This window comes from Streptomyces umbrinus (assembly GCF_030817415.1).
GTDB lineage: Bacteria > Actinomycetota > Actinomycetes > Streptomycetales > Streptomycetaceae > Streptomyces > Streptomyces umbrinus_A.
In genome coordinates this window covers 9,842,778-9,855,783 of sequence record NZ_JAUSZI010000002.1, presented here as the reverse complement: position 1 = coordinate 9,855,783, position 13,006 = coordinate 9,842,778, and the positions used below count along the sequence as shown (strand labels likewise).

The following is a 13,006-nucleotide window of genomic DNA, read 5'->3' as shown; positions in this document are numbered from 1 at the left end:
AGGTGAGCTGGGCGGGGGCGAGGCACGACGGGTTGAGGATGAGAGGAAAAGATGGTTCCGGCAACTCGCGCGGCGCACAAAATCGAGGTCACGACTGAGAGCCTCCAAGAGGACCTCAGCCGTCTGCAGCTGCAAAAGCAGGCGCTGGAGAGGGAGCTCGCTGCTGTCGTCGCTCATCTCGACACCGTTCAACGGGCGCTGGGAGCCCTTGAGGCCATGATGGCACCCCCAACGGAAGGCAAAGCCGCCGCGGACGCCGTTGACACAGGTCGGCACCGTGCCGCAAGGCCGACGAAGGCCGAGGCGGACCCGCTCCCGGCTGCCTCGGCCGCCGTCGCGCGAGTCGCACAGGGAACCGGAGGCGAGAAGGAACCGGTGCGGCGCACACCCCGTCCGAAGGTCACCCCGGAGCGAACGTACGGCTGGCTGACCGAACAGATCCTGGACTACTTCGCACAGGTCGGCGACGCGGATGTGCGCGCCCGCGACGTAGCGGTGGCGTTGGGCCGTGCTACCGACAGTGGCAGCATCAACGCCATTCGCAGCACGCTCGACCGTCTCGTCGGCGCCTCTCGTATCCGGCGCACCGGTCGAGGTCTCTACCGCGCCTCGTGACTCCGGCCCTGAAGGCCCCCGTCGGCAAACGACAAGTGACCCCGGACGCCGGCTCACGGGGGATCGATGGGCGTCCGGGGCACACCGCACCCACCAGACTCTGAGCAGCGGGTGGTGTTCCCGGCGCCTCGCGTGGGATGTCCAACCCGGCGCGCCCGGAACACTGTGTTTACCCTACAGCACCTTTCACATGTTGTGGCGCCGATAATGGTCCTCCAGGCCCGCCACCGTGCCAATGTTCGGACAGGAACTCTTCGAGGACCGCCTGCGCCGTCAGCCCGGCCGGACCATCACTGACGTCGGCGACTTCGACCTGCTGCAGACACTGCGCCGGGCGGCTCTCGGGAATGTATTGACGCCGGGGCAACTGATGCAGCACCTCATGGTTTCCTCCGAGGGCCCTCAGCGGCCGCCTGAGCCGGCAGGACGCTCGACCGTCCGCCTCTGTCGGCTCACATAACAGTGCCATCACTCGTTGTGGCCCTCCTTGAGGATGCACCTGCCGTGGCGGATCATCGGAAGGTGTGAAGCACTCGTATCAGTCGGGGGCTTTCCCCTCGACGACAGATGATCCGTCCTCGCCTCTGTCTCCCGGCACTCACACGATCGCCGTCCCTCACGGGCTCGCTCCCATGCGGTATCACGTCGCCGGCTCAGGCCCGGTGTGCCTCACTCACTCGGGCGGACCGGGCATCGGCTGGGACTACCTGCGCATGCCCGGCCTCGAATGCTCCCTGACCATGGTCTATGTCGAGCCAGTCGGTAGGGGCGACTCAGGTCGGCTTCCCGATCCCCGCGATTACACCGTGGCGACATACACGCACTTCCTGCACAGTGTGATTGAGCACCTGGACGTGCCACAGGTCACCCTGCTCGGTCACTCTCATGGAAAGGTTCGTGAAGGACCATGTCGACGACCATCCGGAGGTGGCGGGTTACGTCGCCGCCCTCACCACTCGTCTCGACCTGCTGACCGACGCCGGCGCCACCGCCGTGTTGCAGACGACAATGCCGGCCTATCTGTTCAACTACTGGGGACGAGAGAAGGAGTTCGCGCCCGCTCGGGAGTCGCTTCGGATGTACACGGCTCCCACCCGAGGGGAGGAGCGGCCCTTCGACGTTCGGGATCAATTGTCCGGCATCGCCACGCCCACCCTCGTACTGGCGGGCCGTCAGGGTCCTCATCTGCGGTCCGCGATGGGCCGCACTCCAGCACGAGCGTGTGCCCGTAGCCGAGTTGACAATCCTGGAGGACACCGGACACCTCGCGCACGTCGAGCGGCCCGCGGAGTTCAACACTGCAGTACTCACCTTCCTCCGCGCTCATGGTGTCCTTCGAGGTCAGCAGACCCCATAACCCGGCCGGTCGACCAACGGTGGGTGCAGTGGGCAGCAGTCGCTCCCGCCGTGGTGACCGTCCGCGGAAACGACGTGTGGCTGTGCGCGGGCGCCGGTGGCGACTTGACATCCGATTGGATCAACCACCACTCTCTTTCTACTAGTTGACTAGTAGAAAGCTGGTTCACCGGTGCGATACCGCATCGATCGACGCAGCGGCATGACCGCGTACATGCAGATCGTCCAGCAGACCAAGCAGGCAATGCGGTTGGGCCTGCTTGCCCCGGGCGATCGCCTGCCAACGGCTCGACAGGTGGTCGGGATGACAGCGATCAACCCCAACACCGTGCACAAGGCATACCGGGAGCTGGAGCACGAAGGGCTGGTCGAGTCGCGACGGGGTGCCGGCACCTTCGTGGTCCGCTCACTCTCGCGACCCGAGACGGTCGGCGACTCAACTCTGCGCGCGGGCCTGCTGCAGTGGCTGCAGCAGGCCCGCGCGGCCGGAGTCGATCGAGACGACGTGACCGCGCTGTTCACGGATCTCATTGAGGAGTACGACGCACTTCCCCGGGAGGTCTCCCGGCCGATCCCGCCAGACACGAACGCGATGCAGCAGAACAGCATGGAGGAAACAGAATGAACCATTCCCTGCCCGACGGTTCCCCAGCCGGTCAGGCCACCCACTACGCCGTGCAGGAACCCGACCCCCCGGCCCTGGAGGCTCGGGGGGTGGGCCGGCGATTCGGCCGGTCCTGGGCACTGCGCGACTGCGACTTCCGCCTCCCTGCCGGGCGTATCTGCGCCCTGGTGGGTCCCAACGGTGCGGGCAAGACGACCTTGCTGTCACTGGCGGCCGATGTCCTGGAGCCGACCTGTGGCACTCTCAGTGTGTTCGGGGATTCCCACAAGTCACCGGCCAGGCGCAACCGCGTGGCGTTCGTCGGACAGAGCAAGCCTCTCTATCCGGGCTTCACCGTCGGGGAGATGCTGCGCGTCGGCCGCGAAATGAACCCCGGATGGGATCAGGGCACCGCCGAGCAGCTCGTGCGCCAGGGCGACATACCGCTGCGCGCGAAAGTCGGACATCTCTCCGGCGGGCAGCGCACACGCGTGGCACTCGCTCTCGCTCTCGGCAAACGTCCCCGGCTGCTGCTGCTGGACGAACCGATGTCGGACCTGGACCCGCGTGTGCGTCACGAGATCACCGCCCTTCTGATGAGCGAGGTGGCCGAACACGGCACCACCGTCCTGATGTCGACACACATGGTCTCCGAGATGGACACCGTGTGCGACTACCTCGTCACCATCACCGGCGGCCGTGTGCGGCTCGCCGGAGAGATCGACGCCCTGCTCGCCGCTCACACCGTGCTGTCGGGCCATGGTCAAGGGCAGAATCCGTCAGCCGAACTTCTCCCGCACACCGTTGTCTCGTGTGATCGCTCCGGAGGGCATGTCACCGCCTTGGTCCGGCCGGAGGGGCCGGTGGCAGGCAAGTGGATCCAGCACCGGCCGCATCTCGAAGAACTACTGATCGCCTACCTCGGTGTTCCGGACATTCCACACTTGATCACTCCCAGCGCGCGTATCGACGCCGGTGAGGACGCCGCGTGAGTGACAACCAGGCCCTCCTGCCCGTATCCGTCCGTCTCCGACTCCCCCGCTTGTCCGGGCCGGCTTGGCTGGTCTGGCGCCAGCACCGTTCCGCATTCTGGATCGGCGCCGTCCTCCTCACCGTGTTCGCCGTCTTCGTCGCGGTCCAGCGAGCCGACATGCTCGCCTACATCGAGGCCCACGACCTGGCCGGCTGTGTCTACGGGTCCCCCGAACGCCGGTGCGCGGAAGTGAACGCCTTCCGGAGCAGGTTCTACAACACCATCCACTACACCGGCCTGCTGATCTCCTTCGTCCCCCTGATCATCGGCGTCTTCCTCGGCGCACCGCTCCTGTCCCGCGAGATGGAGGACGGCACCCACCTGCTCTCACTGTCACAGTCCGTCAGCCGTACCCGGTGGACAGCTTTCAAGTTCGGTGTGCCCGCCCTCGTCACGCTCATCGGCACCGGCGTCCTCTCGGGGCTCTACAGCTGGTGGTGGACGCCCGCGGGGACCCTGCTGCGGGGCATGTACTGGTATCAGTCGCCGCCGTTCAACGACATCGGTGTGGTCCCGGTCGCCATGTCCCTGCTCGCCCTGGTCACCGGCGCGGCAATCGGTATGGTCACGCGCCGCACGGTGGCGGCCATGGTCGTCACCTGCGCGGTGGGGGTCGCCGGGTGGGCGGGCCTGGGCTTCCTGCGTCCCCTGTTGTGGCCCGCCGAGGAGGCGACCGCTCAACAGGTCACCGCCGACTTCTACGGCTCGTCCGCTCCCCTGGGCCTGTACACACCGCACGCGTGGCCCATGGACATGCCCAACAAGGACTACACCTCATGGAACGTCGACTCCGGTTATCTCACGTCCTCGGGAGACAAGTTCACTTCCACCGCCTGCGGGGACTTCACCGATGCCTCCGCCGCTTGTCTCAAGGCGCACGACGTCGTCGGGGTGTGGGTGCAGTACCACCCGGCGTCGCACTTCTGGCCCATGCAGTGGGTCATGGCTGCGCTGCTCCTCACCGCAACGGCCGCCGTCACCGCATTCGGTTTCTGGTGGGCCCGCCGCCGGTCATGACATCACACCTCGCCCGAAGGTAAATGAGTCCCGTCTCTTACGGCGGCCCGGCAGAGCCCTTGCGACTCCTGTGCGTTCAGGTCTTCGGCGAAGTCAGGGTGAGTTCGGCGAGGGCGGGCTTCAGCTCGGTCCGCCGCTTGATACCGAGCTTCGCAAAGACCTTGCGCAGGTGGTACTCGACAGTGTGAGCACTGATGAACAGGCGAGCGCCGATCTCCCGGTTCGTCAGTTCTTCGCGCGCCAGGCGGGCCACGTTGAGTTCCTGCCCGGTGAGCTGCGCCGCCGACCCTCGTTGGCGCACCCGCAGGGTTTCACCGCTCGCGCGCAGCTCGTCCGCGGCGCGCTGGGCGAAGCCGTTCAGGCCACAGGCCGTCAGCACCTCGTGCGCGGCGCGGAGTTGCTCGTGCGCGTCGGCGGGCCGGCCCTGGCGGTTGAGCGCCTCGCCGTACAACAGTCGGCAACGTCCCACCCAGATCGGGATCCGCTCGTGCTCGAAGCGCTTGATCGCGTCCCGGTACAGGTTCTCCGCCTCCTCACCTTCACGCAGTTGCGCCTCCGCCATCGCCAGCACGGCCAACGCGTAGGTGGTGCCCACCGGCCGTGTGACGCCGGCCAACTGCCTGAGCGCCGACTCGGCGAGCGCGTACTCACCGGTGTGTGTGGCCGCTTCCACCAGTTCGAGCAACGTGCGCATCGCGAGGTTCAGTTCATGGGTGTACGGCAGTTCGCGGCGGCTGCAGGCGACCGCCTCGGCGAAGCGGCCGAGGCCGTTGTAGAGGACCGCCTGGGAGAAGTTGGCCGCGCTCAGCGCGTATCCCTCGCCGCGCGCCTGCCCGTCGGCCCGGATGCGCTCCCCCCAGCGTTCCGCTTCGTCGACCTGTCCTCGGTACGACGCGAGGAGGAGCCGTCCGTACCGCGGGAGCGGATTGCCGGTGGCTTCCTTGATGGCGTCGATCTCGTCGCAGGAGGCTTCGGCCCCGTCCAGGTCGCCGTCGGTCATCTGCACCAGCAGCAGGCTCAGGGCGATCGGCAGGACTGTGACGACGCCTTCGGTGCGGGCGAGCTCGACCTGCCGGTCGGCGAGGGCGCGAAGTCCAGCCGGGTCCCACAGGTCCTGGGCGGCGCGGGAGGCGAACCACATCCAGTGCAGTTCGAGGAAGTCCGGTGCCTGTTCGAGGAAGGCGCGCTGGGCCCGTCGCAAGGTGGCGATCGCGGCCTCCTGCCCCTCGGTTGCGAGCAGCGCCTGGCCGCGCAGAATGAGGTCGCCCGCCCGGTCGGACTCCTCTGCGGCGGGCGTCGCCGCGAGGATCGCGTTCGCGACGGCGGCCACCTGTTCGGCGTCGCCGAGCCGGCCGCCGTAGGTCGCGGCTGCCAGCGCCTCGACGTAGGTGTCGCGGGCGAGCACCGGGTCGAGCCCTTCGAGTCCCTGCGCCGCGGCGAGCAGGTGCTGCACCCCGCTGCGATCACGCCGCAGCGCGTATCCGGCCCGAGCGTGCAGCCGCGCGACTAGCGCCTCCTGCAACGTGGTGAGCGGGAGGGCGCGGGCGGACTCGAGCAGGCGGAGGGCGGCGCCCGGCGCGCCCGCGTCGTGCTTGGCCTCGGCGGCCGCGATCAGCCGCTGTCCGCGGTGGAACGGCGAGGGGGTGAGCTCCGCCGCCCTCTCCAGGAACGCGCCCGCCGCAGCCGGGCCGCCGCGTGTGCGCGCACGCGCCGCGGACCGCTCGAGATCGGCGGCGACCCCATCGTCCGGGTGCAGGGTGGCGCTGGCCCGGTGCCAGGCTCGGCGGTCCGGGTTGTGCTCGGCGCTGGTGACGTCCGCCAGGGCGTCGTGGACGCGGCGCCGGTCCGCCGGTGACGCCGCCCGGTACACGGCCGACCGCACCAGCGGATGACGGAAGCCGACGCGAGTGCCGACGACGAGCGCCTCGGCGTCCTTGGCCGCGTCGAAAGCGTCCGGTCCCAGTCCCAGTACCGCGCTCGCCCGCCACAGCAGTCCGGGGTCACCGGTGGGCTCGGCGGCCGCCAGCAGCAGGCTGCGCGCTGGTGCGGGCAGCGAGGCGAGCTGGACGACCAGGCTCTGCTCGATGCGGTTCTCCAGCGGCAGGGTGCTGCTCAGGGTGAGGCCGCTGGCGATCTGGGCGGGGTTCAGGGCCCGGGGCAGCTCCCGCAGCGCGAGCGGGTTGCCGCGAGCCTCCGCGATGAGCTGGTCGCGGACCCGCTGGTCGAGACCGCCGGGCACCGCCAGGCGCAGGATTTCGCGCGCGTCCTCGTGGCCCAGCCCTTCCACGACCATGTGCGCCAGGCCCGCGAACACCTCGTCGGGCTGGCGCATGACGGGCACCAGGGCGATGCCTTCCGCGTCCAGCCGCCGGGCGGCGAACGCGAGGGCGCGCGCCGAGGCGTGGTCGAGCCACTGTGCGTCGTCGACGACGCACAGCAGTCCGCGGTCCTCCGCGGCCTCGGTGAGCAGCCCCAGCAACGCCAGCCCGACGAGGAACGGGCTCGGAGCGGCGGCGCTGCGCAGTCCGAACGCCGCTTCGATGGCCTCCTGCTGCGGGGCCGGCAGCCGGGCGGCCGAATCCATCATGTGCCCGCAGAGCGCCTGGGGGCCGGCGTAGGCGAGTTCCATCTCGGACTGCGAGGCGACGATGCGCTCGGTGCGGACGGTTGCCTCGGCACTCGCGATGACGTGGTCCAGGAGCGCCGTCTTGCCGACGCCGGCCTCGCCGCAGGCGACCAGTGCCCGACTGTGGCCGACGCGGGCACGGCGCACCAGAGCTTCCAGTTCCGCCAGCTCGTCGCGTCGCCCCCGCAGCGGCGCGATATCAGGCATAATGTCCGCCCTTTGCCGCAAGTATCGCTCCGCCATGCCTATGTCCATGCATCTTATCTGAGTCGGCCGAACCCACTCGTCATTCGTCAAGACCGCCCCCGGCCCCACGCGGTACGGCCCTTGCGCACCGTCTGCCAGGTAATGACCCGGCAAAAAAGCCCGGCGGCTCGTCACACCGTCGACTCGTCGCCGGACAGGGTGGCATGAGTCATTCCCTGGATTCGGAGACCGGCGTCGACGGCCCGGTCACCGTCATCAAGAGGTACACCGTGCCCGCGGACGAGGCCGACTATTTCGCCGAGGTGTACCAGGAGAACGCCCGGATCATGTCGACGCAGCCGGGCTTCCTCCGCTCCCGTCTGCACCGCCCCCTCGCCGACGCGCCCGAGACGCGATTCGTGCACGTCGCCGAGTGGAGCTCGGGCACCGCGCTCGACAAGGCCACCGGAAATCCCGAGTGGCATGCGTCGTTGCAGCGCATGTTCGACGACCCGGGCCTGCACATCACCTCGGAGCCCGCCAGCTATCGCGTCGTCGTCGAACTCCGCCCCTCCTGACCACGGCGAAGGCCGTCGGCGGCAACGCGGACGGCTACTTCGCCCGACAGATCTTCACGGACACCCGCCGGGTGGGACCGCGGTTCGCGGGACCGCCGGCGGGCGCTCGCGTCCGAGACCAGAAGGAAGTCGGCGACCGGGGTCAGCAGCAGGGTGCCGCGGTCGAAGTCGTGGGCCACGGCCCGGTCGGGGACCCGGTCCGGACGCGGGGCGGAGGCGACGGGGTGAGTCGCATGCCGTAGAGCAGGGTGCGCGGATCCTCCGGGCCGCGCGCCGGTGTCCTGCTTCCGCCACTCCTTGCGGCGCCGGGCCTCCTCCCGTACCGCCGCGGGGCCGAGGGCCTTGAACAGCGCCTCCAAGCGGCCGATGCCCTCCGGATCCCACTCCCCCCACAGGCGCAGCAGTTCCAGCAGTTCAGGCGCCAGGTGGAACTCATCCGCGAGACGGGCGAGTTCGGGGATGTCAACGTCCCGCTCCGGGGTGAGCGTCATGATCACGTCGGCGATGTCCTTGGCGTTGAAAGGCCGCCACTCTGAATGCGGGCACTTCGCTTTGCCGACCGATAGGCTATTGATCCGAAACTCAAAGGGTTCTATTCGAGAATGTAGCGAACGTACGGGCCGCCGAAGTAGCCGCGGACGATGTGTGGCTGGCGTTGGCGTCGGTGGAAGAACCGGCGGGTCTCGGCGGCGAGTTGGGCCTGGTCGCGGGCCCGGCTGTGCATCGGCAGGCTCCGTTTGAGGTCGGCGTTGACCAGCTCGTCGGGGTTCAGCTCCGGCGAGTACGACGGCAGGAAGTGCAGCTCGATCCGGTCCGGGTGATCGGCGAGCCAGGTGCGGACCTTGCGGGAGCGGTGCGCGGAGTGGCCGTCCACGACGAGGTGGACCTTGTGGTCGAAGTGGCCTGCGAGCCGGTCGAGGAAGCGGCACATCACGTCGGCGTCGAAGGTCTCGGTGAACACCATGAAGTGCATCCGGCCCTTCGTGCTGATCGCGGACATCGCGTTCACCGAGAACCGGTTGCCCGTGCGGCGCACGATGGGGGTGCACCCCTTGGCGCCCCAGGTGCGGCCGGTGACCTGGTCGGAGCGGATGCCGACCTGGTCGGCGAAGAGGACCTCGCCGCCCTCGGTCTTCGCTTTCGCACGGATCGCCGGCCAGGTCTCCTCCCGCCAGACGCGCACCGCCTCCAGGTTCTGCTCGACGGGCCGCTTGTCCGGGCGCTGGAACGACAGGCCCCAGCGGCGCAGGTGCTTGCCCACGCCCTGCTCGGTCGGCTTCACCCGGTACAGCTTCGCAATCAGGTCCCCCACGCCAGCACGCGTCCCAAGCTGCCCGGCCAGCCCCAGGTCACAGGGCCGGTGATCCAGCACGGCCTGCCGGACCGCCTGCTGCTCGACCGCGTCGAGAACCTGATGTTCCCCGACCCGGCGCCCACGCGGCTGGGCCACGAGCGCCTCGTGTCCGCCAGCCAGCCACTTCGCCCACCAGTTGTCCACGGCCTTGAGCGAGACCTGGAACACCGACGCGACATCCTCGCGAGTCCGGCCCGCCACCAACGCGGCCACTGCCCGCAACCGAAGGGCCTCCTGCGCCGACGGCGACAACTGCCGCGCGTCCCCCACCAGTTCACTCACGCAGGGATCAACGACCCAGAACACCTACCGTTTCGGATCAATAGAACGGCTCTGGGAGGCGGGCGGTCATCAGACGGACCGTCACACTGCATGGGTGCACAAACTCCTTGACGTCGTGGCCGACCACGCGGACACGATCGTCCAGATTCTCGGCGCCATCGCGGTGGCTCTGCTGACCTACTGGCTCACCACGCGCTCCCGGGACCGCGCCGACCAGGAAGCAGCCAAGGCCGCCCTGGAGAATCAGGCTGATGCCCTGATCGTGGCGGTGGCCGACGTACGTGTCGCCGCGGCCGCCACCCACATCTTGTGGGAAGGCCCGGCCTCCCGGGGACGGAGCTTCCTGCTCGCCCTGCTGGCGGGTGTGGGAGGAACGGCCCGCGGACGCGTGGCGGGCGGCTCCGACGCCTTGAGCTTCGCCATCGGCTTGGGCGAAGTCGCCCACCTGCTCAGCCGGGAACGCCGCGCGGTCAACCAGACGATCGCCACCGTCCGCGAGCCCCTGCTGCTCCTGGCCACCGCCGCGGCCCCGCTCCAGCGCCATTCCGACGCGGCGGTCGCGGAAGCCACCGTCGCCGTGATGGCGGCCGCCACCGACATCGAGAACACCGCTGGCATCGAAGCTGCCGTTGAATCCTTCGGCCAGGCGGTACGCGCCGCGCTGCAGCCCCCGGCAACCCGGTGGGCTCGGATCCGCAGCCGCACGAGGTGAGAACTCTGAGCCAGATCATCGAGGCGCGCAGGTGGAGGCCGGCGAGGTGGGCTGCGACGGCGCCGTCCCCAAGTCCCTGTCCCGTACGGGGCCCCCGTCGCCCGTGCCTTCCTAGATCGTGCCGCTCCACGCCCGGCGGTTCTCCCGTCGGCGTACATGGCCGCGCCAGCCCGCGAGCAGCGTCATGCCCGTCCATGCGGCGACTCCCGTGACGAGGCCGCCGAGCCTGCCTTCGGGGTCGACGTCCACGGCATCCTCCAGCGGGACGGCGCCTTCCGGGTCGCGGAGGATCTCGATGCGGTCGCCCACCCGGTAACCGGGGTTGCTCCCCCGGTACTCGAGGGTCTCGTCGAGTTCACCGCCCGGCCCGACCAGTGTGAACCGGTGGTTCTTGCTCGCCGTTCCCGCCGCGCTGTCCGCGGTGATCGTGACGGTCTCGCGGACGCCACGTCGGTCGAGCGCCGCCTCGGGGGCGTACTGGACGGACCCGACGAGAATGAAGAGCGCGGGGACCACGGAGAGGACGGCGAGCCACCACGCCCTGTGGAGCAGCCGCAGCACGATCACAAAGACCAGGCAGCCGAGCACGCCCGCCGCGATCGGGATGAAGTCCATGCCCAGCGTGACGTAGGCGAGTCCGGTGTTGCCGGCGGCGATCCCCCAGGCGACCAGCAGCACCCAGAGCGTGGCGAGTACAGACGCCCCGGCGCTCCTTCCCGTGCGCTGCCCACCTGGAGCGGGCACTCCGGCCCCGACCGCGTCCCCGACGCCGCCCGCCACGGGCGCGTTCATCCTCTGATCGCTCATCCGCGCAGCATACGAGGCGGCCGGAACGCCGTGCCCACGTGGCCCGGGACCGGTGTCAGTGGCGTGTGCCAAGGTGCCGTATTTCCAGGATGCATTCCCCTCCTGCCCATGTAGGTCCCCGCATTCCAGCGGGGACTTGGCTACGGCCTTTTTAATCCGTCACGAGAAGTGGCCCGGTTCCCCCGGCCCATATCCGGGGGAACCGGGCCACTCTCGTACGGCAATGCCCATGAGTGACCGTTTTCAGCAGGTGGATCGTGAGCTGATGCGAACGGCTACAACTCTCTCCGCAGAGCTGTAGCTTCCGTTCGGCTTCACGCAGTTCACCGTTCCGCTACTATTCAGGACGTACGCGACATCGTCGTTGCGAGTGTTCACGACGGCGTAGTTTGTGTTCGGGTACTTCAAGTACTGCCAGGAAGATGTCACCACCTTGAAGCGAGCGACGATCGCGGACTGCACGTGCGTATCGGTGTAGAAGCAAACCTCGGGGTAATTGCAACCGTACGCACTGTCGGCGTGCGCCGACGGCGTGACCGCTACCGGAATCGTGACAGCGGCGGCGGTCACACCGATCACGCCGACGAACTTTCGCATCCAAGGCTTCATGTGCGAATTCTTCCAATCTGTGAAGAAAAGTTGAGGTGTCCCCCGCGTGCGACTCCGACCAGTCCCGTGACGGTTGACGAGCAAGATTCATCAGGAGCTGGTTCAGCCCCTGATAAGTCAGCAGAACCAGTCCCCCCGAACGCAGCCTGTAGGGCGCCACGAACCGCGTCACGCAGCTCTCCCTCCGCTGGCCTCGTTCATGGAGTGGCGTCGTTGGTCTCGGGCCTTGTCATTTATGCCAGGAGCTTCGTCAGTGGTGCACAACTTCGGGCGCCGCATCAGGCGAGGTTCGCCCTGCGGGTGAGGTCATGCGCGACCGCCATGGCCGGTGCCAGCCCCGTACGACGGGCACAGTAGCCCGGCCCGGTCGCTGAGTGTGCCGGTCGTTTGCCCCACAAGGAACGGCCGCCGCGCACACCGGAATACGGGCAAGGCGGCGGTCGAGACCGCCTCTGGTTTACAGCCGCGACCTGTTGAGCTCGACCGCCACTACCGCTGGGACCACGAGAAGCCGCCGCTTGTCCGCGCGCTGGAAGGACAGGCCCCACCGGCGCAGGTACTTGCCCACGCCCTGCTCGGTCAGCCGCACCCGGTACAGCCTCGCGATCAGGCCCCCACTCCGGCCCGCGTCCACAGCTGCCCCGCCACCCCCAGGTCACAGGGACATTGATCCAGTACGGCCTGCCGACCCGGCGTCCATGCGGCCGAGCTGCGAGCGCCTCGGGCCCGCATGCCAGGCCACTTCGCCCACCAGTCGTCCACGGCTTTGAGCGAGACCTGGAACACCGCAGCGACATCCTCACGGTCCCGGCCCGCCACCAGCGCAGCCACCGCCCGCAGTCGAAGGGCCTCCTGCGCCGACGGCGACAACTGCCGTGCATCCCCCACCAGTTCACTCACGCAGAGATCAACGACCCAGAACACCTACCGTTTCGAATCAATAGCCGCCGCAGGCACTCAGCGCGACAGTACGAGCCTCGCCACCGAGGATTCCTCAATTGGGCACTGAGAAAGTTGTCTATCTTCCGGAAATCGCCGCATGAACCCCCAGAACCTAATCCTTCAGCGGCAGCAGAGCCCGCCCCGGCTTTTTCCCCGCGCGTCCCAGCACCTCCAATCGGACCTGAGCCCGTCCGCAGGTGGGTGAAGCTCAGCACGATGCAACACCTACGCCAGCGGGACAGTGCGCCTTCCAAGGATTCGCAATAGCTGGCGCTGTCCGCCGGG

12 protein-coding genes are annotated in these 13,006 nt (G+C 68.6%); 6 read left to right on the top strand and 6 right to left on the bottom strand.

The features are described 5' to 3' along the window. The first annotated feature begins 51 nt into the window (after positions 1 to 51). From QF035_RS43530 to QF035_RS43515, 4 genes are all read left to right on the top strand, one after another. The gene (locus tag QF035_RS43530) at positions 52 to 615 is read left to right on the top strand and encodes a hypothetical protein (protein ID WP_307527070.1); all 564 of its coding nucleotides are present in this window, start codon (positions 52 to 54) and stop codon (positions 613 to 615) included. Positions 616 to 2,173: 1,558 nt separating this feature from the next. After that, the gene (locus tag QF035_RS43525; protein ID WP_307531846.1) at positions 2,174 to 2,596 is read left to right on the top strand and encodes a GntR family transcriptional regulator; all 423 of its coding nucleotides are present in this window, start codon (positions 2,174 to 2,176) and stop codon (positions 2,594 to 2,596) included. Continuing rightward, entirely contained in the window at positions 2,593 to 3,567 is a 975-nt protein-coding gene (locus QF035_RS43520; protein WP_307527068.1) for an ABC transporter ATP-binding protein, read from the top strand. The genes QF035_RS43525 and QF035_RS43520 overlap by 4 nt, the downstream gene beginning before the upstream one ends. Next, positions 3,564 to 4,625 carry an ABC transporter permease subunit gene (locus QF035_RS43515; protein WP_307527066.1) on the top strand — a complete coding sequence of 354 codons (1,062 nt, stop codon included), beginning with the start codon at positions 3,564 to 3,566 and terminating at the stop codon, positions 4,623 to 4,625. The genes QF035_RS43520 and QF035_RS43515 overlap by 4 nt, the downstream gene beginning before the upstream one ends. Before the next feature lie 76 nt (positions 4,626 to 4,701). Here QF035_RS43515 and QF035_RS43510 read toward each other — a convergent pair whose 3' ends face one another. Further along, positions 4,702 to 7,458 (bottom strand): AAA family ATPase, encoded by a 2,757-nt coding sequence (locus QF035_RS43510; RefSeq protein ID WP_307527064.1) that lies wholly within the window; start codon positions 7,456 to 7,458, stop codon positions 4,702 to 4,704. Positions 7,459 to 7,661: 203 nt separating this feature from the next. Here QF035_RS43510 and QF035_RS43505 point away from each other — a divergent pair, with 203 nt between their 5' ends. After that, the gene (locus tag QF035_RS43505; protein ID WP_307527062.1) at positions 7,662 to 8,015 is read left to right on the top strand and encodes an antibiotic biosynthesis monooxygenase family protein; all 354 of its coding nucleotides are present in this window, start codon (positions 7,662 to 7,664) and stop codon (positions 8,013 to 8,015) included. Here QF035_RS43505 and QF035_RS43500 read toward each other — a convergent pair. Both QF035_RS43500 and QF035_RS43495 read right to left on the bottom strand, forming a co-directional pair. Further along, a complete protein-coding gene (locus QF035_RS43500) occupies positions 7,982 to 8,512 on the bottom strand; it encodes a hypothetical protein (RefSeq protein ID WP_307527060.1) in 531 nt (176 codons plus the stop codon). The genes QF035_RS43505 and QF035_RS43500 overlap by 34 nt on opposite strands. A 95-nt stretch (positions 8,513 to 8,607) precedes the next feature. Then, on the bottom strand, positions 8,608 to 9,651 hold the full coding sequence (locus QF035_RS43495) for an IS630 family transposase (RefSeq protein ID WP_307527059.1): 1,044 nt from the start codon (positions 9,649 to 9,651) through the stop codon (positions 8,608 to 8,610). Between the two features lie 94 nt (positions 9,652 to 9,745). On the opposite strand from QF035_RS43495, the gene QF035_RS43490 reads away from it, so the two are divergent. Continuing rightward, complete coding sequence (locus QF035_RS43490; protein WP_307527057.1) at positions 9,746 to 10,363, top strand: hypothetical protein; 618 nt, start codon at positions 9,746 to 9,748, stop codon at positions 10,361 to 10,363. Between the two features lie 111 nt (positions 10,364 to 10,474). Here QF035_RS43490 and QF035_RS43485 read toward each other — a convergent pair whose 3' ends face one another. The 3 genes from QF035_RS43485 to QF035_RS43475 all read right to left on the bottom strand — a co-directional run bounded on the left by QF035_RS43485 (position 10,475) and on the right by QF035_RS43475 (position 12,413). After that, on the bottom strand, positions 10,475 to 11,170 hold the full coding sequence (locus tag QF035_RS43485) for a hypothetical protein (protein ID WP_307527056.1): 696 nt from the start codon (positions 11,168 to 11,170) through the stop codon (positions 10,475 to 10,477). Positions 11,171 to 11,413: 243 nt separating this feature from the next. Next, positions 11,414 to 11,779, bottom strand: a complete 366-nt coding sequence (locus QF035_RS43480) for a hypothetical protein (protein WP_307527054.1) — start codon at positions 11,777 to 11,779, stop codon at positions 11,414 to 11,416. Between the two features lie 457 nt (positions 11,780 to 12,236). Then, positions 12,237 to 12,413, bottom strand: coding sequence for a winged helix-turn-helix domain-containing protein (locus QF035_RS43475; protein WP_307527052.1), 177 nt, complete (start codon positions 12,411 to 12,413; stop codon positions 12,237 to 12,239). Positions 12,414 to 13,006: the final 593 nt, after the last annotated feature.

Excerpts from the sequence above, each read along its gene's own strand:
- QF035_RS43530 (WP_307527070.1), top strand. The coding sequence starts at position 52 with ATGGTTCCGGCAACTCGCGCGGCGCACAAAATCGAGGTCACGACTGAG.
- QF035_RS43480 (WP_307527054.1), bottom strand. The coding sequence starts at position 11,779 with ATGAAGCCTTGGATGCGAAAGTTCGTCGGCGTGATCGGTGTGACCGCC.
- QF035_RS43510 (WP_307527064.1), bottom strand. The coding sequence starts at position 7,458 with ATGCCTGATATCGCGCCGCTGCGGGGGCGACGCGACGAGCTGGCGGAA.
- QF035_RS43485 (WP_307527056.1), bottom strand. The coding sequence starts at position 11,170 with ATGAGCGATCAGAGGATGAACGCGCCCGTGGCGGGCGGCGTCGGGGAC.
- QF035_RS43520 (WP_307527068.1), top strand. The coding sequence starts at position 2,593 with ATGAACCATTCCCTGCCCGACGGTTCCCCAGCCGGTCAGGCCACCCAC.
- QF035_RS43525 (WP_307531846.1), top strand. The coding sequence starts at position 2,174 with ATGACCGCGTACATGCAGATCGTCCAGCAGACCAAGCAGGCAATGCGG.
- QF035_RS43505 (WP_307527062.1), top strand. The coding sequence starts at position 7,662 with ATGAGTCATTCCCTGGATTCGGAGACCGGCGTCGACGGCCCGGTCACC.